Consider the following 24,233-nt stretch of genomic DNA (forward strand, 5'->3'; position numbering starts at 1 on the left):
CATTCCTCCATTTTCTATTTTTTCTTCTGTTTTTTACCTTTTTTCTTTTTCGCTACTTCCTTATAAAACGGTTTTTTGCCTTTTTTCTTATTTTTCTTTTGAGTATATGGTTTTTTCTCATCATCCTTACGACCTGATGTTTGTTTGCGGCGATTGTCTTGACGTCTTTTTTGTTTTGGTGCTTCAAGTCGTTCTACTTCTTCCGCTTCAAGAAACTCAAAATCGATTTCTTTCGTTTCAGGGTCAGCTTTTTCTACCTTGACTTTGACTTTTTGACCAATCTTTAAAGTCATCCCAGTGCGTTCTCCCACTAGTGCCATGTGGTTTTCTATAAAATGGAAATAGTCTTGTTTTAAGCTATTGACATGAATCAAGCCCTCAATTGTGTTTGGTAATTCTACGAAGAAACCAAAACGGGTAACTGAGCTAATTACACCATCATACTCTTCACCAATTTTATCTGCCATAAATTCGGCTTTTTTCATAGAATCAACTTCACGTTCTGTCTCAACCGCTCGACGTTCCATTTTCGAACTATGATCTGCAATATCTGGCAAATCTTGTTCCCATTTTTCTTTTAATTTTTCCGAAACGTTTCCTTCATAGCTGCGAATCAATCTATGAACGATTAAATCTGGATAGCGTCTAATTGGTGAAGTAAAGTGGGTATAATATTCAGCAGCTAAACCATAGTGCCCATAGTTATCTTCTGAATAACGTGCTTGCTGCATACTACGTAATAACATAGTATTAATTACCGCTTCTTCTGGTTTATCAGCTACTTGTTCTAAAACTTTTTGCAAGTCTTTTGGTGTAATATCGGTCTTGGTTCCTTTGACTAGAATTCCTAATACAGCGGCAAAATCGAAGAAGCGTTGCATTTTTTCTTCTTTAGGCTGTTCGTGTATCCGATAAATAAAAGGTAACTTCAAATCGTTGTAATGCTTAGCGACCGTTTCATTAGCAGCTAACATAAATGATTCGATCAAGCGTTCACCTACACCACGCGTTCTCAATAAAATATCATGAGGATGACCATTTGAATCAACTAAAACTTTGGCTTCTCGATCTTCAAAAGAAATTGCTCCGCGGTTTTCACGCATTTGTTCAAGAATATGGTGTAACTCTCCCATTTCTTTAAACATCGGTAATAATTCCTTGTAACGAGCCATTGTTTCTACATTTTGTTCTTCTAAAATTTCATTAACTGCCGTATATGTCATACGTTCCGTAGTTTGAATCACACTTTGGAAAATATCATGCTTTACAACATGACCTTCTGGCGTAATCTCCATTTCACAACTCATAGTCAATCGTGGAACATTAGGATTTAATGAACATATACCGTTAGACAACCGTTGTGGAATCATCGGCACAACACGGTCTGTTAAGTAAACACTAGTACCACGTTCATAGGCTTCTTGATCTAATTCGCTACCTTCAGTCACATAATAAGATACATCTGCAATGTGCACACCTAAAAAGTAATTGCCGTTCTCTAATTTACGGACTGTTACGGCATCATCCAAATCTTTTGCATCTTCCCCATCAATCGTTACAATCTGCTGATCTCTTAAATCTCTGCGACCTTTGATATCTGCTTCTGAAATTGTATCTGGTACTTTATCCGCTTCAGCAAGCACTTCATCAGGAAAACTAGTTGGGATACCATGAGCCACTACGATAGATAAAATATCCATGCCTGGATCATTTTTGTGACCAACCACTTTTTTTACTAATCCTTCTAAGCTTTTTGGGTATTCTTTTTCAGGATAATGAGTGACTTCTACAATCACAATGCTGCCGTCAACTGGTTTAATTCCTTGTGCAGCAATATTGAATGTTAAACCAGTCATTTTTTTGTCTTTAGGAACAGCGTAACCATAAAGGTCTGTTTCGCTGACTTCTTTTTCATCATAAGCAATGAATTCACCTACGACTTGTGTAATCGCTCGTGTTCTGATTTCTATTACTTTACCTTCAGCACCTCTATCAGAAAAAGGATCCGCTGGTTGAACGATATCAATTGCAACGATATCTCCGTCCATTGCAAAATTAACAGCTTCTTTTGGAATATAGACATCGGCTTCTTCTGGATCGATGGTCACAAATCCAAAGCCTCGTTCATTGGCACGAAACGTTCCTTCGATAGCACTATTTTTTTGCGGCAGACGAATCTTGCCTTTTTTATTAAATTCTACTGTTTTTTCTCGCTCCATCGCCGCAATTGTTTGAACCAACAGTTTAAAATCTGCGCTCTTTTGCAATTGCAACCCTTCAGCGATTTCTTCCATGGAAAAACTTTTCTTTGTGTGGTTTTCCATAAAGAATAGGATTTTCTCCTTAATTGTTTGTTTTGTCATTCTTTCTCCTCATTCCAAGACAACGTATCTAAAAACGCTACTACGTCTTGTTCTAATTGTTTATGATCTGGTCCAACAGTTAACACGTGTCCGCTGTCTGGATACCAGTTTAATGTAAATCGTGTTTGAGCTAAGGCTAACGCCGTTTTATAAACACCCATCGGGTCGATCATTTCATCTTTTCCAGCTTGTCCCATAAATACAGGAACCTTGACTTGTCCAAGTTTACTTGCTGTTTGTTCAGCAAAAGACTCGATGTCTTTTAATTGGTTGTATGATCCTTCTTTGATTTTTACTATTCGTTGCGCTCGTTCCTGTTCTGAAACACCGGCCATTTTCAATACCCCTTCAGAGTAAAGTACGAAATTTTCCGGCACATTATTTTTTACAGGGAAAATGGGTGAACAAAAAAATCCACCGCCAACGATTCCTTCCAATTGGCTAGTTAAAGCTACCATTGTAAAAATTCCACCCATTGAAAGTCCGAAAACAGCTATTTCATGATAGCCTTTCTCTTTTAAAAATTGAAAAGCATCAAGGGTGTCTTGCCACCAATCTTTTGTTGTTTTCTCCAAAATACTTTCTGGTGATGTTGTTGCATGACCAGAAAAATTTGGGGAATACACGGTATAATTTTCTTTTTCTAAATAACGACTCAGCATGCGTACATCATTGCTGCTTCCAGAATAAGCGTGCAAAAGCAGAACTGCACGAGTACCACTTTGTGTAAATAATGGTTTAGGTAGACTTATTTTTTTCACTGTTCCATTCACCTCATCCCCATTTTAGCACATTATTCCTTTAAAACCTTGCGAAAAGAAAGATGTTTACAGAACTTTTCACAGATTATTATTGATTCGTTTACAGAAAAAAAAGCCCCTCAGTAAATGAGGGACTTCAAAGGTCTTACTTTGATGATAACAATACTAAAATAAATAATAGTAACATCCAAACAGCACCAATAACCGCTGTTGCTCGTTGCATAACAGCTTCAAATCCACGTGCTTTTTGTTTACCGAAAAGTTTGTCAGCACCACCAGTGAATGCACTTGCTGCACTGTTTTGCTTACTTGGTTGCATCATTACGGCAATAACCATCACTACAGATAGGATGATTACAAGTGTTAAAATAAAATTATACATAGTCTAATTCTCCCTTATTCACAAAATACATCTACTATACTGTAGCATATTTTTCATACAAATACCAGTTGTATTTGTATAAGTACTCAAAAAAACGATCTGAGTTGTCTGTGTCTCACTCAGATCGTTTGTTCTTATTTTCTTAGTACGTCTCCATATTCAGGTTTTGTATCGAACTCTTTTTTAGCAAATGGACATAACGGAATAATTTTTTTCCCTTCACGACGAGCCTTTTCTACACCATTGTAAACTAATTTTTCTGCTAGTTTTTGTCCTCTGTAGGCAGGATCCACAAACGTATGATCAATAATCATCATTTCAGTTCCTGCATCTGACCACGTCATTTCACCAATTTCTTGGTTTTCATCGTTGAACAATACAAAACGATTGCTTTCTTCTATAATTTCCATGATTATCTTCCATCCTTTCGAATATACTTTAATGCACCACTTGGACAGGTGTTAATTACACGAATATCCTCTTCAACGTCGCCGTTATCTGTGATGATCCACGGACGTCGTCCCACTTCGAAAACATCTGGGTTACCACGAACACAATTACCAATATGAGCACAAATATCCTTACTATAATAAATATCCAACTCTTCACCTGAGTATTTGCGATAGCCTTCTTCTAAAAGAGTTTCTTCAGTAACTGTTTTTCCGTTAATTTTACTTCCATCCATCTCTTTTCCTCCTTCATTCAACTATTCATGATTTTTATAAACTGATTCTAACAAGTAAAAAAGATAGTTGCAACCAACTCTTCTCACAGTGTATCAAAAATACTTTAAGAATCTCAATCATTTTTTGCTCGTAATGAAGAAAGAATCGAAACAGTGTCTACCACTTCTTGTAAAACAGCTCCAAATAAAGCTGGGATGATTCCTGTACTTGCTATTAACATCAATACCGTGCAAATCGCAATACCGATCAAAACAGATTGTTTGGCAATTTTCATTGTATCTTTGGAGATTTTTACAGCTGTACTGACTTTTTCCAAATCATCCTTTAAAATCACCGCATCCGCTGTTTCACTCGCTGCAGTTGCACCATGAGCCCCCATCGCAATACCTATATCAGCTATCGCCAAAGAAGGCGCATCATTGACTCCGTCGCCAACCATAATTACAGGCCTTTTAGAATCAGGTAGTTTCTTTAATACATCGATTTTATCTTGTGGTAAACATTCAGCATGAACATCTGTGATACCGACTTCTTTTGCAATCTCGTTCGCTATTTTTTTGTGGTCTCCTGTTAACATCAACAGTTGATCCACGTGAAGATTACGAAGTTTGGTCATTGTTTCTTTTGCTTCTGGACGAATACTGTCAGTAAAGGTAATATAGCCTAAATACTGGTCATCTCGGGAAATGTAAATGGCTGTTTTATCAGCTATTTCCGTGATTTGGTTTTGTGTAGAAACAAAGTCGCGTTTTCCAACTTTAATTACTTTCCCATCAATGATTGCTTTTACACCAGAGCCTGTAATCTCTTCTAAACTAGAAACTTTTTTCAATGTATAACGTGACGAAGAATAAGCTATGATTGAACGAGCTAATATATGACTAGATTCTTGCTCAGCACTTGCTTCTAAGATCACTAACTCCTCTTCTTGTATTCCATTTACAGGGATAATTTCATCTAAAGATAGTTCTCCTTTGGTGATGGTTCCAGTTTTGTCAAAAGCAACAGACTTCACTTCTGCCATTTTTTCTAATGTCGTCCCTGTTTTAACGATGATACCATTTCTGCTCGAACGGCTCATACCAGCAACTAAAGCAATCGGTGCAGCTAAAATCAAAGGACACGGTGAGGCTACAACTAAAACTTCCGCAAATCTAGTCGGGTCTTTCGAGAAAAACCAAGCTAATCCTGCAATTACGTATGCAACTATTGTAAATGGAACAGCATAGCGATCTGCCATTCGAACAAAATTAGCGGGTTGTGCTTCTGATTCTTTTACTAATTTAACAATTGTTTGATACTGACTGTCTGCTGCACTTTTTTCGGCTTCCATTGTTAACGAATTATCTCCATTGACAGAACCAGACATTAAGTTATCACCTGTTTTTTTACTTACAGGACGCGACTCTCCTGTTAAAGATGATTCATCTACCGTTGAGGTTCCCTTTGTTATTCGACCATCAACTGGGACTGTTTCTCCCGGTTTAACAACTAATAGATTGCCAACACTCACTTTTTCTACTGGAATATCCACTAACCCATCATTGACTAACTGATGCGCTTTTTGAGGAGAATTATCTAATAATGATTTCAGCTCTTTATTTGCTCGTTTAGCCGCATAATCTTCAAGCGAATCACCACCTGTCAACATGATTAAAATCATTAAGCTGGCCCAATATTCACCAACAGCTAATGTTGCTACAATCGCTGTGATCGCCAAAATATCAACACCATATCGACCTGATTTTAAGGTTCGAACCATTTCCACTAACATCGATAAGGTCATTACTGAACCAGTGATAATAATAATGCCGTAGGCAAACGTTGCTTGGTGCAAGATAAACTCAAAGAATAAAGCTAAAATCCCAGTTACTACGGTAATAACCAATTTTGTTAAATGCTTCATTTTCATCCACCCCTTTATCCTAAGATTAACCTCAGAATAAGAAATATAAAAGACAAAAGACTCAAATGAAAATGATTGTCATTCTTTATTGGCTTTACATTCAAAAAAACAGCTAGGATCGTTATTTCGTCCTAGCTGTAACTATTTAAATCACACGTTTTTTCTTCTTATTTTTTCTGTTTTCTTTCCTTTTTTCAACTTCATAGACAGCTCTCGTCATAAATAAAGAGATATAATTGAAAATCGAACGACTACCAAGAATCAACGGTAAGTAGAATAAAACGTTTCTTGTAAATAATGATGTCAACATAAAGAAATCACCGAAAAATAGGAAACAAGCAAGAAAGGCAACTAGCAAAAGTCCCACCATGATCTGTTTTTTCAGATCTAGTGGTCGTGCAGCTCTTAATAATACCTGAAATCCTACACAACCTGTAAGTAATACAGACATAGTAGAGACCTCTTGATGGGGCAAATTAAACCAAATGCCTGCCGCCTGTAACACTAAAATATTGAAAACCACCGTTAAAGCCCCTGGTACTGAGATTCGCAATATATTCGTCAAAAAGTGCCCTTTGATTCGTTGATAATTCGGTTCTAACGCCAAAATAAAAGAAGGGATTCCAACTGTTAAAGTATTGATTGGTGTTAATTGTAACGGCGCAAATGGATATGGCAAGAATAAGAAAATAAAGGTTACAGCAAGAATAGCTGAATAAATCGTTTTTACCATGTACATTGACGCTACACGTTCAATATTGTTAATCACTCTGCGGCCTTCATTCAATACTTGAATCATTGAGCTGAAATCAGAATTCAATAAAACAACATCTGATACCGCACGGGCTGCATCACTTCCACTAGCCATTGCCACACTAACATCTGCTTCTCTTAAAGAAAGAATATCATTGACACCGTCACCAGTCATACATGTGGTATGACCATTTTGTTTTAGCGCTTGGATTAACTCTCTTTTTTGATAAGGGGTTACTCGTCCAAAAACCGTTGTGTTTTCAACCAATTCATTAAAGTGCGTTGAATCAGAGATAGTACTCATATCGACAAAATTTTCTGCTCCAGCAATTCCAGCTTGTTTCGCTATTTGTGACACGGTAATTGGATTATCTCCTGAAATCACCTTTAGGGTTACATCTTGTTTTGCAAAGTAAGAAAATGTATCAACGGCATTTTCACGAATCGTATCAGAAATAATGAAAATAGCAACTGTTTCCTTTCTTTGCGGTAACTGAGGACTTGTTAATTCTTCAGAGAAATGAACTAGAATCAACACGCGATCTCCTTGTTCATTATAGGGAGCTAGCTTTTCCCGTAACTCCTCTGGAACTTCAGAATAGATAAACTCTGGGGCTCCCATTACAAAGGAGCCCTTTTCTTCAAAGGTCACACCACTCCATTTACGATCAGATGAAAATGGAATAACTTCTTTAACTTTCCATGCCGACTGATGCAATGGAAATCTCGCTCTAAGGACTTTGGCCGTTGCGTTTTGGTCAGATAATCCAGCCATCATTTCACTCATGGCACGCTCGATTTCACTCGCTGGAAAACCAGCTTGGGGTATTAGTTCTTTAAAGGTTAAGCTACCGTCTGTAATGGTTCCTGTTTTATCCAAACAAATGGTATCCACTCGAGCAAGTGTCTCGATACATGCTAAGCGCTGAATCAAGGTTTGTTTTCTAGCTAAATTAGCTGCCCCAACAGCAAATGCGACACTTGTTAACAGCATTAACCCTTCTGGAATCATGCTAATTAAAGCTCCCGAAACTCCTAAAACGGTCTTTGGAAAAGACTGTGTGGATTGATACTGCGACCAAAATAATAGCAATCCTATTGGAACGATCGCAAAAGTTAAGCCTTTAATCAAAAGATTCAAAGAGTTCATCAGCTCAGAAGTGGATTTTTTCTCTGTTTTTGCTTCTTTGGATAACTTGGAAACAAAATTGTCTTCCCCAACCGCAGTGATTTTTACAAAACCTAATCCAGAAGTGATGAAACTTCCACTCATAATTTTATCGCCATTTTGTTTTGTGATCTTATCAGATTCACCAGTCAATAAAGATTCATCAACTTCCATACCATCTGCTTGAATCACAATTCCATCGGAAGGTACTTGATTACCTAAAGTAAGAACCAACACATCGCCTAAAACAATTTCGTCTTGAAAGATTTTTGTTAGTCGATCCTCTCTTAAAACCAATACTTCAGTTTTATTGACGATTGATAACCTATCAATTGTTTTCTTCGCATGAATTTCTTGGATCACACCAATTGCTGTATTAATAATGATTATCCAAAAAAATAACGCATTTTTAGGATAGCCAACTGCAAAAACAGCAACTGCTAAAAATAAGTTGATAAAATTGAACAGTGTCAATGAATTATCGAGAATAATTTGTTTCGTCGTTCTAGATAAATCCTCAACCTCCATATTGTATTTACCTTGTGCATAAAGTTCTTCTACTTCTTGATTTGTCAGACCTTTAATATTGTCTGGGATTCGTATGCTATTATGATCTATCGTTTCCTTTGTGTCATCAGATGAAAGAAACACTTCGTTGTCAACGTCTCTTTTTTTCCTAAATAATTTTTTCATTTTCCATTCACCTTCTTATATAGGTATCACTACAGTGATTGTAAAACATTTTCTTACTTATGTTTGATAACAAGTTTACACTTTTTTAACCATTTGAGCAAAATGAAGGTATTTTTAATTGAAATTAGACGTAAAAAAAAGACTAGTTTAGTCTTTTTTTTAGATTTGATTTTGATAGGTTAATTTATGACTCACTGCATAACAGAGTGAGACACTAAAGTAAAACCAGTGACATTTGATCAAGTTATTTCAATCCACTCACTCCATAACAGAGTGAGACTAAAAAAATCAAGGGCATGGGAAAAAGTGCCATATTTCAATCCACTCACTCCATAACAGAGTGAGACATCCAAAAATCAATTGAGGATGTAGGAGTGGTTATTTCAATCCACTCACTCCATAACAGAGTGAGACGCGGGTTTGCAAATTATGTGAAACGTGAAGAATCATTTCAATCCACTCACTCCATAACAGAGTGAGACTCCTAATTCCTTGACTAATATCTCCTCAAAAATGATTTCAATCCACTCACTCCATAACAGAGTGAGACTCCTAATTCCTTGACTAATATCTCCTCAAAAATGATTTCAATCCACTCACTCCATAACAGAGTGAGACTCCTAATTCCTTGACTAATATCTCCTCAAAAATGATTTCAATCCACTCACTCCATAACAGAGTGAGACAAAAATGGACGATAATTTTAAATCAATTTTAAATTATTTCAATCCACTCACTCCATAACAGAGTGAGACTGTGAAAAAGTAGTATTATCTGACTAAAATCAGCAAAACCTACTATTTTTTCCACACAAATCAGCAAAAACATTAAAATAAAATGAGAAAAAAGAACTATTTTAGCTCTTTTCAGCCCAAAATCTGGTGCGAATCTCCCAGTGATTTCATGGGCACTTGGGGTTCGCACCAAGAAATCATTTAACTTTCTTTTTATAAGCTCTTACTTCCAAAAATCATCAAAAAACGAAATAGGCATATGTCTTTTATGTTGTGTTTTTTTATACCAAGACTCAATTGTTTCTTTTGCTTCATTTGAGACTTCTTTTCCTTCAACATAATCATCAATGTCATCATAAGTTACGCCAAGAGCTACTTCATCTGCTACTAATGGTTTATCATCTTCTAAATCAGCGGTTGGAATCTTTGTATACAATTCAGCTGGGGCACCTAATTTTTTCAGTAAAGCTTTCCCTTGACGCTTGTTTAAGCGGAATAATGGTAAGATGTCTGCTCCACCATCTCCATATTTTGTGTAAAAACCAGTAATGTTTTCAGCGGCATGATCTGTTCCAATCACAGCACCAGATTTTTCTCCCGCAATCGCATATTGAACAATCATTCGTTGACGGGCTTTCATATTCCCTTTATTGAAATCACTGATGGAAACACCTGTTTCACTGAGAGAAAGAACACATGCATCCACTGCAGGTTTAATATTTACACGTAAAGAAAGATCCGGCTGAATAAAGTCTAGTGCCTTTTTTGCATCTGCTTCGTCTGCTTGTTCGCCATACGGCAAACGAACAGCGATAAATTGATACTGCTCATCTTTAGTCTCAACACGCATTTCTTCTATAGTCAGTTGAGCAAGTCGCCCTGCTAATGTAGAATCCTGTCCTCCGCTAATACCTAATACTAGTGTTTTTAAAAAAGGATATTTATATAAATAGCTCTTCATAAAATCGATGCTTTTGCGAATTTCTTCTTGTGGATCGATTTGTGGTTTTACGCCTAATTCTTCAATAATTGCTTTTTGCAATGGCTCCATCAAAAAACCTCCAATTTATTTATCTTCAATCAATGCTTTTACATCCACCCGAACTTTTTCAAGTAAACGCATTTTATGATTCCAACATTCAGTTGACAGATCCACTGGATACTTTTGCGGATTAAGGTCACGTTTATATTCTTCCCAAAGCGAATCAAGATTTTCTTTGGCATAGCTTTTGATTTCTTCTAAGGTCGGCATATCATATACTCGCTTTCCTTCAACGAAAATATCTTGTAAAACAGCTCTTGCATCAAAATCTCGAACCGTTTTATTGATGAATGTATGCACTGGATGGAACATATAAATTTCATCTTGCTCACGAGGATCTTCATCCCACAATGTGACATAGTCACCTTCTGATTTTTTGTCTGATTTACGAGTGATTCTCCAAACCTGTTTTTTTCCTGGTGTTGTCACTTTTTCGGCATTACTAGAAAGTTTGATGGTGTCTTTCATTTGACCATTCTCATCTTCAATCGAAACTAATTTAAACACAGCACCTAAAGCAGGTTGATCATATGCTGTGATCAGCTTCGTTCCAACACCCCAAACGTCAATTTTCGCTTTTTGCATTTTCAAGCTTAAGATCGTATTTTCATCTAAGTCATTTGATGCATAGATTTTAGCCTCTGTATATCCAGCTTCATCTAGTTGTTCACGAACTCGTTTGGAAATATATGCCATGTCTCCACTATCAAGACGGACGCCTAAGAAATTGATCTTATCTCCCATTTCATTCGCCACACGAATTGCACTTGGAACACCTGATTTTAATGTATCGTAGGTATCAACTAGAAAGACACAATCTTTGTGGGTTTTTGCGTATGCTGCAAAAGCATCATAATCATTTCCATAGGATTGTACAAGGGAATGAGCATGAGTTCCACTCACTGGAATACCAAAAATTTTTCCTGCCCGAACATTACTTGTCGCATCCGCTCCACCAATATAAGCTGCCCGAGTTCCCCAAACAGCTGCATCTAGTTCTTGTGCTCGACGAGTTCCGAACTCCATCAAAGGATCTTCTCCAATAACAGATTTGATTCGGGCTGCTTTCGTTGCAATCAGGGTTTGAAAATTAACCATATTCAACAAAGCCGTTTCAATCAATTGACACTGCGCCAAGGGTCCTTCAACCTGAATTAATGGTTCATTATTAAAAACTAAATCTCCCTCTAAAGCTGAACGAACCGTACACTTGAATTCAAACTCTTTCAAGTAAGTTAAAAAGTCCTCTGGATATTCCTCTACTTCTCTAAGATATGCGATATCCGTTTCAGTAAAGGTTAGGTTTTCTAAATAGTTCACTAGCCTTTCCAATCCAGCAAAAATAGCATAACCATGATTAAAAGGCATTTCTCGGAAATAACATTCAAAAACAGAATGTAAATCCGCGCGCCCTAATTCCCAATACGTTTGCATCATATTGATTTGATATAAATCCGTATGTAATGTTAAGCTATCATCATCATATACTTTCTTCATTTAACTTATACCATCCTTTACTTTTTTATAAACGTTACTCCATTATAACAAAAAAATGGTTTTAACTTCCCTTTATGGTGCTTTTTTCTTGAAAATAAGAAATTTACTGAAAAAGTAATTCAATACAACAACTGCCACTTGAGTCACTATTTTCGCCCAAAAATCTGAAATATGCAGCACTTCTATCATTAAAATCATTAGCGCCATATCAACAACAAAAGACAAGACACGATACCAATAAAATAGTAGCATTTCTCTAATAAAAGACAATATATCCTGATGATTACTGGCAAAAACAAAATACTTATTTGTAAAAAATGCGAAAAGCACTGATAAGAACCAGCCAATAGCGTTACTTACTTTATAGTCTATTCCTAATACATCTTTGCAGATAAAGAAAACAACTAAATTGACAATCGTTGTTGCCACACCAAAAACTAAATAAGAAATCACTTCTCTATATTTATAAAATAATTCTTTCAACATTCACGCTTCCTTTCGAGTCTATTAATATTTTATCAAAGATAGAATAAAAAGCCTACTGCTTTTCTACTTTCTCATAATTCATACTAAGTTGACGAGTCAAAGCAATAACTATTTATCATAGGAGAAGTAACCGTTAAAAAAATAAATAAGAACCCCCAGAAAATACAACCATTAGTTTTTTCTGGGGGTTCTTATTTTTATGATGGATTTACCGTTTGTTGGATCACAATAATATCTTTTCTTGGCGCACTAAACGAATAACCTTTTTTCTGCATTTCGTTTTTAACACCAATATGAACAGTTACTGATTCTCTTGAAGTATTTAAAAGCTTCTTGATAACATAATCCACTTCATTTTTAGTAATTTTCTTTTTTGTATTGATCATGATTATATCGATCTTGTCAAAAGCATCTGCATAGACAATCTGAGTGCGATCCAATGCATATAGTTTGAAAAATTTAATTGCTTTTGTTCCAAAAACAAATTTAGTGATATTCGGGTAAAAATATTCCAAATCTAAGTTCTTATTGATGGGTGTTTCGATTAATTTCATTCTATCAACTCCTTATTCTTTCGATTGATGTCCTAATGACTTTACATAAAAATTTTACTATTTCCATCTCTTTTTGTAAATCAAATAATGAACATTCGTAAAAAAAATAAAAATATACTATGCTAGTAAAAACACTTGACCTTTACGTTAGGTAAAGGTTTATACTTACTCATACAGGAGGGAAGCCGATGGAGTACACAATAAAAAAAGTCGCTGAATTATCCGGAATCAGCACTAGAACCCTGCGCTATTATGATGAGATTGATTTATTAAAGCCTGCGCGTATCAATTCTTCTGGTTATCGTATTTATGGAACAAAAGAAATCGATAAACTGCAGCAAATTCTTTTTTACCGTTCACTGGATATGAAATTAGAAGACATCCAAAAATTGCTAAATACTCCCAACTACAATCCACATTGTGCGTTACAGGATCATTACCAGCAGTTACTGGAGAAACGTCAACAAATCGAGCATCAGATTCTGACTGTAGAAAAAACATTACGCTATCAAAAAGGAGAACTAACTATGACCGATAAAGAAAAATTTGTAGGATTCAAACAAGACAAACTTAGGAAAAATGAACAGACTTATGGAAAAGAAATACGAGAAAAATATGGGGAAGAAATAGTGGAATCATCTAATCAAAAATGGTTGAATCTAAGTAAGGAAGACTTCAGCAGCATGGAGCTTGCTGAAAAAGAAATGATTGAAGCTTTAAAAATCGTGATTCAGACCAAAGACTATCAATCAACAGAAGCTGAGTCTGTTTTCTATCACCATAAACAATGGCTAAGCTATACATCACCTAATTATTCAGTGGAGATGCACAAAAATCTTGGTCAAATGTATGTTGGTGATGAACGATTTGCAGCTTATTATAATGATCGTGCAGGTGAAGGTGCTGCTGAAACATTAAATCAGATCATTCAAACTTTTGCAAAATGAATTGTCACTATCCTACTTTTGGTTTTGACATTAGATTACTAGAACAAAAAAGCTGGCAGTTGAAAGAAACTGTCAGCTCTTTTTTTGTTTAGTCTAAATGATACTTTCTTCTCGATCAAATTTTAATGACTTCAAAATGAATGAAGCAGCTTTGTCAGGAGCGATCAATTGGTCATTCTGTTTATTGTTGACCCTCAAGGCTACTGTTCCATAATTTCCCTCTGATTCAAAATAATAAACATAGACGATTCTATGGCTATTCTCCGAACCGTTACCTTTATTCACTTTTGTTTGTTCCGAGTACTCATGTTTGAAAAAGTCTGGATGCAACGTCTCTTCCTTTTTATCTACAGAAGAATCATCTCTTATTTGAGTAGCTGTTTTTAAATACGCAGCAAAATCCGAATAGGCTGATATTTCAATCATACTTACCTCAAAAGAAAACGCATCACTTATAAACGACTGATAAGAGCGTCCCTTCTCATCATCTACTTTTACATGATAGCCTTCTTTAGTTTGAAAATCTTTTGGCAAGTCGATTTCGATCGTTTCTTCCCCTCTAGAAATAGTGACATGTTTGATCATCGTTTTTTGTTCATTAATTTCTTCTTCTAGCACTTCTCTTGCTTGTTTTTCAACTAATGCCCAGCGATGCTCTTTTACATATGTTTGCCAACTAAAATACAATATCGTACCAACTAAAGCCAGACCAATCAAAGACAGTATAATTGTTTTGATTCTTCTTTTTTTACGTTTGGCAATAAAATTGGTATTTTTTAATACCTCTTTTTTGTAATTCTCGGAATGAGTGATCTGGGTGATATCATAATAATAAAAATGAAGCGGCTGTTCAAACCGAACCTTATCTGTCTCAAAGTTAAAACCTACAAGTAAGGTATATTGACGAATCTTTGAAGGGAAATTTCGAATATTTTTCTTATTCAACTTCACCAATTCACCTTGACTGTCAAGAAAATAATAGGCTTGATTATCTTCTTGTATTTGTTGTTCTTCCATTGTTGGAAATGCCTGAATCAATTTATCTGGAATTGTTTGATAATATGCCTCAAATGACGTCTCTCGTAGAAATCTTAGTAAATAAATCAAGCCTCCAATTTCTGCCACGAAAATCAATAACAATAACCCTCTGAATACGGATACTGAAACATTGATTCCTGTCACCGTCAATAACATCATTGCGATTAAACCCATTATATACATCTGATAACTTTTTACGTACAATTGTCTGATTCCAGATTTATAATATTCTAGGTCATGTTTGATGTCTTCATTTCTTTCTTCCATCAGTAAACCTCCTAACTTTTAGTCTTACTCCCAAAAAAACTTATTATATTTCTTAATTCTTATCATTTTACAGGAACCTAACATAAATAACAATCTTGCTCATATGCTAATTGTCTTATAAAGTAAAATAAACAAAAATAGTTCACTAGATTATTTATCTGTAATCAACTGATTAAAAATAAATTCTCCAACACCACCATCTTTACACTCACTCACAATATGGGCAGATTTTTCTTTGACGATGTCTTTTGCATTACCAACCGCTACCGCAACATCTACCACATCAAGCATTGCAAGGTCATTTTCGCCATCACCAATTCCATAACTTTTAGCTTTAGGATATTTCCTCATAAACTCTTTGATTGCATAGCCTTTACTGCTCAATGGATTGACCATTTCCATGCATTGAATAAAAGATGAAAAAACGTACATTGTATCACTTGTCAATAACTCACGTAATGCTTCAAGTTCTTGGTCATCAGCTTCCATTATCTCTATTTTTACAACCTTTACTTCTGGATGCGTCTTTAAGTATTCGATTGGCTCTTCAACATGTTGGCACTCTTCTTTGAAATAGCCTTCTTTAAAGTCCATAATTTTCCCACCAGTTTCTCCTAGTGGTTTCAACTTCTCTCTCAAAGCTAAAAGTTGTTTTTCGTACTGCTGAACTGGTTTTAAAATAACGCCCGTATTAGTATGGATATGATAAAAAATAGTCCGTTCTTCTAGAACGTTGATTGCTTTTTGACATTCTTCAATGGATAGGTCATGTTGATAAACAGGCTCTTCTCCAATCAATTTGTACCCTGCACCATTACTGAAAATAACATCACAATCATTTGTTAGTGACTCCATTAACTCTGTCAGCTGACTATAGCCTCGACCACTGATAAAAACAAAGTGATCTCCTTGCTTTTGCAAAGCATCAATAGCATCATAATTTATTTTTGGTACATCTACACCAATATCTTGAAATGTCCCATCTATGTCACAAAAAACTACATTCATCCCTATGTCTCCTTTTCATTTCTCTTCAACATAGTATAGCATAAAAGAATTTAGCCAAAAGATTACTTTTCAGTTTTTAGTTAACGTACTCTTCTTCTATGGTAAAATGATGTATTAAAGTAATCTATTGAAAGGAGCACTCTTTATTGGAAACAAAAAACTTTTTTTCCGGCAGTCAATTAAAATGGATCGCAATTATTGCTATGCTGCTAGATCATACAGCTAAAATCATTTCCTTTCAATCAACGACCCAGTCTGTTCCATATGCTGCTGAACCTAATCAATTACTTGAATCAATTCAAAATGTGTTTCCTATCTTTATTACGATTGGACGTTTGGCTTTTCCACTATTCTGCTTTTTACTAGTAGAGGGATTTATCCACACATCCAATACCACGAAGTATCTGGTACGTTTATTTCTTTTTGCTCTAATTTCGGAAATCCCATATGACTTGGCCTTTTCCCATCAGCTAATTGATTTAGAAAGTCAAAATGTATTTTTTACTCTGTTAATTGGCTTATTAGTTATTATTGGATTGAAGAAATTTAGCACATTTACTGTAAAAAATGTCCTTATTTCTCTGACAATCGTTGGATCTGGTATCTTTTTAGCAGAATGGATGCAAACTGATTATGGCGGTTGGATTGGTGTTTTATTGATTGTTAGTCTGTATTTATTTAGAAATTTTCCTCTATTGAAATCTATTTTAGGGGGATTGATTCTTTTACAAAATAGTCTTTTCGGCCCTTTTGCTTTCATACTCATCTATTTTTACAATGGCAAACGTGGAAGACAGTGGAAATATTTTTTCTATTGGTTTTATCCGGTTCATTTATTGATTTTAGTAGGAATTCAGCAGTTTTTGATTGAGCCTTTTTTGAATAACATGTACTAAACAGTAGCAAAATAACATGTTGGTATGTTACCCTGCCACTGTTTTTTGCTATACTTTTTTTGTATGCACAGTGTAGTAATGCATTAAACTATTTTTCAGACTTCTTTTAATTATATCGACAAATAAGTAATTAATTGAATCTATTTTTCTTTTATTAGCTGTATTTGATAAATTCCTTATTTCAAAAAGAGTATGATTTGTAATAAAAAAACTATGTTTTAATAATTCTATTTGATCCCTATTTTTAACTGATTGTAACTTTAAACTCCCTCATACTCGATAGTTGAGTATGAGGGAGTTCTCTCGTTTTCTTTTACATAACTTTACGGCTAACATTCTTCCCGACTTGGTATATTATTTCCAAACCACTTCATTTATTTCTACTTTACTATTAGTTTTGAAAGAACTATCAAAAAAGATAAGGATAAATAGGCGTTAGTCTTATTATCCTAAAAATGAATATTTCTAACAAAGAATTCAAAACTTACTAAATTAGTTTTTGTCCGGTTTATTATTTCACTTTTCGATTTCTTCTAAAATAATCCCCACATACCAAAAGGAGAAATAAAATCCCAATCATCATCATTTTACTATTTCTATTTTCTCCTGTTTGAGGAAAATCACTCCGTTGTTTTTTCCCTTGATACGTTGTAGATTTAGAATTCAATGAACTATTTGCGGGAATTTGTGTGGTTGACTGACGAGAGAGCGATTCGTCAGTCTCTTGTTTGTCAACTTGTTTAGATGGTTCCGTTTGTTCCGTTCCCGTTGGTTTCTCCGTTGATGGTTGATCAGGTTTTGAATTTTCTGTAGGCTCTTTTGGTTTTTCCTGTTCTTTAAACTGTACAACGGTTTTGATAATCTCACTTTCATTTCCAGCATCATCATAACTTTGAGCCCAAACTTCTGTGGCTGTTGTTTGTTCAAATGGCGTGGTATATACTTGATAGGTTTGTCCCTTATCTAGACTATACCGAAGGTGAGTGTAGCTCTCTTGCTCTTTTGTTAACTCTTTTTCATACGTAATAGTAACTTGAACAGGTGGGGTAAAACCTAATACTCGTGTTTTCGAAGCAACATTAATCACTGGTTTTGCAGCTATTTCATTTTGAATGTTGGTGACTTCATAAGTTGTTACCTCAGATTTATTTCCATGGCGATCCACAGCATTAAAATATACTTTTTGATTTACTGCAACGGCGATTCCATCTGTATAACGTTCATAATGCTCACCATCAAAACTATAAAAAATCGTTGTATTATCTTCAGCCACAGCCTTTAGTGTAACTGCTTGATTGGTTAACGTAGTAGGATTTGCTGTAATTGTCGGTGCTTTGGGCAGCTCATTTTTATAAAAGACTGTAATGGCTTTACTTGTTGTATTTCCCGTACTGTCCGTCAGTCCCACTTGTACATGATTTTCTCCATCAGTCACAGGAACTTTATAGTCGAAAGGAGCCGCTGGTTTTCCTTCAAAGAATTTTTCATCAAATGTATGGTAATCAATATCCGTATGAATATTTTCGTTGTTCACAAATAGTTTATAGCCAGAGAAATTATCTGAAATCAGACCTTTTAAATGAAATGGATTTTCATTAGTGTAAATGAAATAGTTTCCCTTTTCATCAACATCCAAATTTTCCATTTGCAATGTTGGCAAAACAGTATCAACGATTACATAATAACCTTCATTAAGAAGGGGCTTGCCATCATTTGCTTGATCTGATTGAACATAAAAAGCGATGCTGTGTTTTCCTTGTTTTAGTTCAACGGGGAAACTAAAGGTCAACGTTTTAGGATCATAAGGTACTTCTTGCTTATTGATTGTAAAATGATCAACTTTTTCACGTAAACGCCCTTTGATCGTATAGATTCCAGTAGTTGAATCGTAATTTGGATTACCTACACCAACAGTGGTAACTCCACTGACAGTGATATTTTCTAGTAAAAGAACATTGGTTTGTTGATAGCCAGTGGTCGTAATGATTCTTTTTTCTACTGTCTGATTCCCGTGTTCGTCTGTTGCACGAATTGAAATCAAATTTTGACCATGAACGAGTTCAAGGGTTGTTTTAAAGTGTCCGTCGGTTTGAATCAAAGGTGTTAAATCGACTGGGTTACTATTACTTGTTTGCACTAGTTCCAATTTTGCTGTCGTTACACCTGTCGTTCCAGTCAAAGTATAAGTCACTTGATCAGTTGTACTATTTTCTTGACTTGGGTCAGTGATGACTAAGTCAGGCTTTTTACTATACACAGTGATTGGTACTTGTCTGATAATAGAATGACCTTCAGAATCGTTAGAGAATTTGATTGTTTTAGTTTCATTGGTTAATGGTACGGCTACTTTAAATAACTTTTCGTTGATTGTTGCTTTAATGCCATTGACAAATAATTCTCGTGGATATGAACCATTGACCGTTAATGTCTGCTCTGTAGCCGAAAAATTAGCAGTGTTACTCGTAATGATCTGATCATCTGTTAAATTGAACAGGACTAAGCCATCTTTTGCACCATATTGGATATACTGATTTTGATACCCATGATTCCCTGCATAATCACTGACTAAAATTTCTATTTGATTTTGACCAACACTAGGTTTTTGTGAATGATCTAAAGAAATTGCAACCGTTTCGGCATTTTGATCACTAAGATCATAGGTTTTGATTTTCCCATTAACAGAAACTGTTACTGACCGTAAGTCCACTCCACTTAATTGATCGCTTAAATTTACTTTTAAGGTCGGTTCTGTCGGAGAATTATCAAAAGTAATGTGTTCAATTTTTGGTTCTGTAGTATCAACTTTGATCGGTAAAAACATTTCTTGAGCTTTTGCATCATCAATAGTTGCCTTTGCCACAACTTTCAAGTGATACTGACCATCTGGAACAATTTCATTTTTTCCTGTTTTCATATTATAAATCATACCGTCCCAATTAGCCGATTTAATGGTATGCGTCGAAAAGCGACCTATTTTGGAACTAAAGGTGTCTTTCCGAATTTTTTTTTCTTCAGCTAAGCGACGAATTACTTTTTTATTCCCATCAACAATTTCATACGTCACATTCTTGGCATTACGCAAAAAATTCAAAACGGGCTTCGCTTCATCTTTACGATTATCTTTATTTGGTGAAATAGCAACTAAATTAGGATCAATCTCATTACCTTTCAAACCTAATAACGTATTGTTTTTATCTGTAAAATGACCAAATTTTTGGATTGAAGCACTATCATAACTTGGGGCATCAATAACAGGCGCTAGGCTGTAATCACCATAAAAACCAACAAATGGCATCGTTAAGTTAGGTTGGCTATCACTCGTAAATCCAATATATCCTTCTACAAATTGCTGCTTTGAAAAGGAATCAGGTAACTTCAATTGAAGTTGGACTGTTTGTATTTCACCAGGTTGGATCGTGACCTTTTTTTGATTTGGTATGATTTGAGCATCTTCGATTTTTGTTTCATAGACTTCAGCTGTACTTGTTTGAGTTTCTGTATACACGCCGCCAAAATCAGTAAATTGGTATGTTTGAGATTTTTTTCCATTGTTTTGAAGTTTGACAGAAATTGTGGTGTTCTTACCAATTTGTTTTAATGCTAAGGCTCCATCGCCATCCATTGAATCAGTTAAACTAGTAGTGTTTTCAATTGCTTTGTCCACTTTAATTTGTCCTGCGCCTTGTCTACGTGGTGAAATGATCACATTATCGTGGTCTTTATCAAACATCGGTAAAGCCGTATTCATTACTGATAATTTAGCAAAACGAGTCAACTCGGTTCCACTAAGAGTCGTTTCCCCCTTTTTTAAAGCTTGATAAATAAGTGCTTGTGAACCTGCGACAAAAGGTGAAGACATTGATGTCCCGCTTTTTGTTTGGTAGCCGTTATTGTTGACTGTGGAGTAAATATTACCTCCTGGTGCTGAAATTTCTGGTTTAAATTCTAGATCAGGCGTTAGTCCCCATGAAGAAAAATCAGACATTTTTCCTGTTTTTGGATTGGCGAATTGATAACTACTAATATCAAAACTAAACTTTTGATCCTTCGTTTCTTGTGCTAGTTTAACCAGAGCTTCCCCATCCTCTTTTGTTAAACTTAATGTTAAATAGATGGGATTATCAAGTTGCATATTGATTGGCGCACTATTTGGTGTATTGTTGTAAATGAACGCTGCACTTGCTCCATGTTCTTCAGCAATTCGTTGTTTATCTGAAAAAGTAATTGAGCCACGCTGAATCAATACTATTTTTCCTTTTACATCTTTATTGTCATAGTCCCCATCTGTTCCCATACCAACATCAATCAAATTGGTCGGCTGATTTAGTCCACTTTTATCAGCAATTGTTGGATTAGAAAAAACGATAGCCCCTGATGGAGAAGTAGAAGTTTCCATTTTATGAACATGTTTCGTTCCATCGGAATCAACTAATTGAACAAGCAATCCTTCACTTGTAATGTAGGTATTTTCTGCAGAAGCAACTGTTAAAGCTTCTGTAGTGACCCCAGGAGAACCCAATGTTCCAGTATCAATCGTTCCTAATTTATTTTGCGGATTAACATTCGCATTGTCTGTGGTGCTAAGGCTACTATTACCAGCGGAAATTACCGATAGCACACCAGCTTCAGCAGCTTGTTTAATAACTAATTGCTCTGGTGAATCTGGATCCACAGTACCAGAAACAGAGCCTAAACTCATGTTTAACACATCTGCACCAAGTTTCACTGAGTCTTCAATAGCAGCGATGATATCATCATCTAAAGCAGTTGCTACTCGAGTATTATTCGGAAAAACCTTCATTGCTAGTAACTGCGCTTCTGGAGCTACACCTAATACAGCCTTTGCAGGATCCTCACCAATACCATTGGCAGCCACAATTCCCGCAACATGCATACCATGCATATTAGTTCCTGGATTTGTGTCTACGATATCCTCATTGTTATCAGCATAATTATGGCCATAAGGAACTTTTCTTGTGAAAGCTTGACCATATCCAATGTTTTTAACTCCTTGTTCACCTAATTGGAGTGAAATTTTTTCTTTCGTACTTTCGGACAAGCGTAAGTCTTTATGAGTCGGATCGATCCCTGAATCAATAATAGAAACGACCATTCCTTCTCCTTTTAGTTGGTGATTTTTCCACACTTGTTGTACATTTGCTAATTGATTGGCATCAATGGATGTTGGATAGTAGACTTTTGCAGCTGAAACAGACTCAACGCCACTGATGGATTTGATGGTTTCAACATCTTTGTATTTTGCATCAATCGAAAAACCATTGATTAAATATCCAAAAGCACGGTCACTTTTATTCCCAGTAAGTGTTTCAATTTTCTTTTTCACTGCAGTTTGACTCTCAATAACAGAATCGCTTGCTTTTTCAATGGATTGAACGGACGTTTTAGAACCCGTTGGTGGAGCTAATTTTTCAATTGCGGCATCTTTTTTCAATTGTACGATCAAACGAATTTCTTGGTTATCGTCAAAAGCGTTTTCATTAAATTGACTTACATCGAAACCTCGACTTGCTAGTTGGGCTTTTACATTTTCTTCGAAAGCTTTTTTGCTAAGCTCATTTACCGATGATTCGTTTTTTAGATGGGCATCTAATAATTTTTGATAATTTGTATTTTGCTTTAAAGATGTCCCTTCTTCTCCCCAAACGATTGCTAAAGAAGTATTACAACTTATTGAAAGCATTAAAACTGTCAATAAAAATAAGCTACTCCATTTCCTGCTTCTTGTGCGCCAAAATTTCCCCATGTCAAAATCCTCCCTTTTCATTTTTTACAAAAAGTTAAATAAAATAATTACATACATTCTAATCTAATTTTAATTATAATTCAATTGTTTTTTACCTTTATTCGTTTTATTAACTAATTAAACTCCTTAACTTCTTAAAAAAATGTAAAAAAAAGAACCTTTACTTTTTTAGTAAACAGTTTTCATAAAACAAAATACAGCCACCTTTTCTTCAAAAAAGATAGCTGTATTTTAGTAATCTTCATAAGTACTACTGGTTTCGACTTGGTATTTTTTTAAAGAGAATTTTCCTGATAGTAAATTTGGAAAAATATAAACTTGAATTGCGGTTACTAAAATGGATCCAATTAAGATAATAACAAACTTTCCTCTCCAAGAAGTTTCAGGTCTTATTTGATTAAGCACTGAGATGGCAAATATATGCCAATAATATATTTCTAGAGAATGTTTAGACATCCATGTTAAAATATTAAATTTGCTAATTCCAGCTTCTATTTTTCTGTTTGAAAGAATGGTATATAAAATCAGTGAAACTCCTATTCCATAGGCTAAAAAATAAGGTGATGGTGGATATTTGAACATTTGCAGTTGTCCAAAGTTTACATTTAATCCACTTAGAATAAAAATAAATACTAGTATTAATGAAAGTTGAATATTTTTTCTTATTCCTTGTTCACTAGCCTTCATCCCAACAAAGGCTGCAATACAATAACCAAAAGGTATAGCAATGTAGCTTTGAAAAATTTCTTTTGTGTGTCCAATCATATTACCAGATATATCACAAAGAACAATCTGAATAGCTAGTAAAATTAACAAAAGACCTGTTACCTTAAGAATGGTATTACTTTTTTGGGTTAAAAAGTAAATCACCGGTGATAATATAGATATAATAAAAAATACTCTAATAATCCAAACATAATTTATTCCTGATTCTAGCGTATAAGAAGTTCGTATTATTTCTGTAGTAAAAGGATACTCCCTATTCAAAAATAGGACCCCTACCCACATAAGCACAAAATACAAAGTTAGAAAAATCCACGCTGGAATAATTAATCTTTTAAACCTTTTCCACAAATATTTATGAAACTGTTCTTTCTTACTTTTTCGTTCGCTTAAAACATATGAAGCTCCCATAAGAAAAGCCATAAGCGGAACATCAAACGTTCTTATCTGAAACAAAAAGTTTGGTGGATATACATGAGCTAATAGTATTAAAACTATAGCTACTGACCTCAACAAATCTATCCTACTATCTCTTTTCACAATTTCACCCTTTTTTTCATAATAC

Annotated in this window: 17 protein-coding genes and 1 CRISPR repeat array; of the genes, 2 read left to right on the forward strand and 15 right to left on the reverse strand. The window is 35.1% G+C overall.

The annotated features are described in order from the left end of the window. Positions 1 to 14: 14 nt before the first annotated feature. The 11 genes from rnr to BCR23_RS07590 all read right to left on the reverse strand — a co-directional run bounded on the left by rnr (position 15) and on the right by BCR23_RS07590 (position 13,025). Positions 15 to 2,363 (reverse strand): ribonuclease R, encoded by a 2,349-nt coding sequence (rnr, locus tag BCR23_RS07540; RefSeq protein ID WP_069634877.1) that lies wholly within the window; start codon positions 2,361 to 2,363, stop codon positions 15 to 17. After that, complete coding sequence (locus tag BCR23_RS07545) at positions 2,360 to 3,136, reverse strand: alpha/beta hydrolase (RefSeq protein WP_069634878.1); 777 nt, start codon at positions 3,134 to 3,136, stop codon at positions 2,360 to 2,362. Before BCR23_RS07545 ends, rnr begins: the two co-directional genes overlap by 4 nt. Positions 3,137 to 3,269: 133 nt before the next feature. After that, positions 3,270 to 3,506: a preprotein translocase subunit SecG gene (gene secG, locus BCR23_RS07550; protein ID WP_069634879.1), complete on the reverse strand. Its 237-nt coding sequence runs from the start codon at positions 3,504 to 3,506 to the stop codon at positions 3,270 to 3,272. A 134-nt stretch (positions 3,507 to 3,640) separates the two neighbouring features. Next, the gene (locus BCR23_RS07555; RefSeq protein ID WP_069634880.1) at positions 3,641 to 3,916 is read right to left on the reverse strand and encodes a GNAT family N-acetyltransferase; all 276 of its coding nucleotides are present in this window, start codon (positions 3,914 to 3,916) and stop codon (positions 3,641 to 3,643) included. 2 nt (positions 3,917 to 3,918) lie between these two features. After that, positions 3,919 to 4,191, reverse strand: coding sequence for a (4Fe-4S)-binding protein (locus BCR23_RS07560; RefSeq protein WP_069634881.1), 273 nt, complete (start codon positions 4,189 to 4,191; stop codon positions 3,919 to 3,921). Positions 4,192 to 4,304: 113 nt separating this feature from the next. After that, complete coding sequence (locus BCR23_RS07565) at positions 4,305 to 6,098, reverse strand: heavy metal translocating P-type ATPase (RefSeq protein WP_069634882.1); 1,794 nt, start codon at positions 6,096 to 6,098, stop codon at positions 4,305 to 4,307. Between the two features lie 145 nt (positions 6,099 to 6,243). Then, positions 6,244 to 8,712: an HAD-IC family P-type ATPase gene (locus BCR23_RS07570; protein WP_083241914.1), complete on the reverse strand. Its 2,469-nt coding sequence runs from the start codon at positions 8,710 to 8,712 to the stop codon at positions 6,244 to 6,246. A 246-nt stretch (positions 8,713 to 8,958) separates the two neighbouring features. Then, positions 8,959 to 9,467: direct repeats of the CRISPR family, unit length 34 nt; unit sequence ATTTCAATCCACTCACTCCATAACAGAGTGAGAC. A 202-nt stretch (positions 9,468 to 9,669) separates the two neighbouring features. Next, positions 9,670 to 10,497 (reverse strand): ammonia-dependent NAD(+) synthetase, encoded by an 828-nt coding sequence (gene nadE, locus BCR23_RS07575; RefSeq protein ID WP_069634883.1) that lies wholly within the window; start codon positions 10,495 to 10,497, stop codon positions 9,670 to 9,672. Positions 10,498 to 10,512: 15 nt separating this feature from the next. Continuing rightward, the gene (locus tag BCR23_RS07580) at positions 10,513 to 11,985 is read right to left on the reverse strand and encodes a nicotinate phosphoribosyltransferase (protein ID WP_069634884.1); all 1,473 of its coding nucleotides are present in this window, start codon (positions 11,983 to 11,985) and stop codon (positions 10,513 to 10,515) included. A 72-nt stretch (positions 11,986 to 12,057) separates the two neighbouring features. Beyond that, positions 12,058 to 12,468, reverse strand: a complete 411-nt coding sequence (locus tag BCR23_RS07585) for a GtrA family protein (protein ID WP_083241920.1) — start codon at positions 12,466 to 12,468, stop codon at positions 12,058 to 12,060. Positions 12,469 to 12,668: 200 nt separating this feature from the next. Then, complete coding sequence (locus BCR23_RS07590) at positions 12,669 to 13,025, reverse strand: DUF1827 family protein (protein ID WP_069634886.1); 357 nt, start codon at positions 13,023 to 13,025, stop codon at positions 12,669 to 12,671. A gap of 188 nt (positions 13,026 to 13,213) precedes the next feature. On the opposite strand from BCR23_RS07590, the gene BCR23_RS07595 reads away from it, so the two are divergent. Then, complete coding sequence (locus BCR23_RS07595) at positions 13,214 to 13,972, forward strand: MerR family transcriptional regulator (protein ID WP_069634887.1); 759 nt, start codon at positions 13,214 to 13,216, stop codon at positions 13,970 to 13,972. 93 nt (positions 13,973 to 14,065) lie between these two features. Here BCR23_RS07595 and BCR23_RS07600 read toward each other — a convergent pair whose 3' ends face one another. Together BCR23_RS07600 and BCR23_RS07605 are read right to left on the reverse strand one after the other, a co-directional pair. Continuing rightward, on the reverse strand, positions 14,066 to 15,277 hold the full coding sequence (locus BCR23_RS07600; RefSeq protein WP_069634888.1) for a hypothetical protein: 1,212 nt from the start codon (positions 15,275 to 15,277) through the stop codon (positions 14,066 to 14,068). Between the two features lie 150 nt (positions 15,278 to 15,427). Continuing rightward, a complete protein-coding gene (locus BCR23_RS07605) occupies positions 15,428 to 16,285 on the reverse strand; it encodes an HAD-IIB family hydrolase (RefSeq protein ID WP_069634889.1) in 858 nt (285 codons plus the stop codon). Between the two features lie 146 nt (positions 16,286 to 16,431). Here BCR23_RS07605 and BCR23_RS07610 point away from each other — a divergent pair, with 146 nt between their 5' ends. Beyond that, complete coding sequence (locus BCR23_RS07610; RefSeq protein ID WP_069634890.1) at positions 16,432 to 17,181, forward strand: TraX family protein; 750 nt, start codon at positions 16,432 to 16,434, stop codon at positions 17,179 to 17,181. Positions 17,182 to 17,692: 511 nt separating this feature from the next. On the opposite strand, the gene BCR23_RS07615 is transcribed toward BCR23_RS07610, so the two are convergent. Both BCR23_RS07615 and BCR23_RS07620 read right to left on the reverse strand, forming a co-directional pair. Continuing rightward, the gene (locus tag BCR23_RS07615; RefSeq protein ID WP_069634891.1) at positions 17,693 to 22,945 is read right to left on the reverse strand and encodes a S8 family serine peptidase; all 5,253 of its coding nucleotides are present in this window, start codon (positions 22,943 to 22,945) and stop codon (positions 17,693 to 17,695) included. Between the two features lie 231 nt (positions 22,946 to 23,176). Beyond that, positions 23,177 to 24,208: an acyltransferase family protein gene (locus BCR23_RS07620; protein WP_167352161.1), complete on the reverse strand. Its 1,032-nt coding sequence runs from the start codon at positions 24,206 to 24,208 to the stop codon at positions 23,177 to 23,179. Positions 24,209 to 24,233: the final 25 nt, after the last annotated feature.

The organism is Enterococcus quebecensis (assembly GCF_001730365.1).
Taxonomy (GTDB): Bacteria; Bacillota; Bacilli; order Lactobacillales; family Enterococcaceae; genus Enterococcus_L; species Enterococcus_L quebecensis.

Excerpts from the sequence above, each read along its gene's own strand:
- rnr (WP_069634877.1), bottom strand. The coding sequence starts at position 2,363 with ATGACAAAACAAACAATTAAGGAGAAAATCCTATTCTTTATGGAAAAC.
- secG (WP_069634879.1), bottom strand. The coding sequence starts at position 3,506 with ATGTATAATTTTATTTTAACACTTGTAATCATCCTATCTGTAGTGATG.
- BCR23_RS07555 (WP_069634880.1), bottom strand. The coding sequence starts at position 3,916 with ATGGAAATTATAGAAGAAAGCAATCGTTTTGTATTGTTCAACGATGAA.
- BCR23_RS07560 (WP_069634881.1), bottom strand. The coding sequence starts at position 4,191 with ATGGATGGAAGTAAAATTAACGGAAAAACAGTTACTGAAGAAACTCTT.
- BCR23_RS07565 (WP_069634882.1), bottom strand. The coding sequence starts at position 6,098 with ATGAAGCATTTAACAAAATTGGTTATTACCGTAGTAACTGGGATTTTA.
- BCR23_RS07570 (WP_083241914.1), bottom strand. The coding sequence starts at position 8,712 with ATGAAAAAATTATTTAGGAAAAAAAGAGACGTTGACAACGAAGTGTTT.
- nadE (WP_069634883.1), bottom strand. The coding sequence starts at position 10,497 with ATGGAGCCATTGCAAAAAGCAATTATTGAAGAATTAGGCGTAAAACCA.
- BCR23_RS07580 (WP_069634884.1), bottom strand. The coding sequence starts at position 11,985 with ATGAAGAAAGTATATGATGATGATAGCTTAACATTACATACGGATTTA.
- BCR23_RS07590 (WP_069634886.1), bottom strand. The coding sequence starts at position 13,025 with ATGAAATTAATCGAAACACCCATCAATAAGAACTTAGATTTGGAATAT.
- BCR23_RS07595 (WP_069634887.1), top strand. The coding sequence starts at position 13,214 with ATGGAGTACACAATAAAAAAAGTCGCTGAATTATCCGGAATCAGCACT.
- BCR23_RS07600 (WP_069634888.1), bottom strand. The coding sequence starts at position 15,277 with ATGGAAGAAAGAAATGAAGACATCAAACATGACCTAGAATATTATAAA.
- BCR23_RS07605 (WP_069634889.1), bottom strand. The coding sequence starts at position 16,285 with ATGAATGTAGTTTTTTGTGACATAGATGGGACATTTCAAGATATTGGT.
- BCR23_RS07615 (WP_069634891.1), bottom strand. The coding sequence starts at position 22,945 with ATGGGGAAATTTTGGCGCACAAGAAGCAGGAAATGGAGTAGCTTATTT.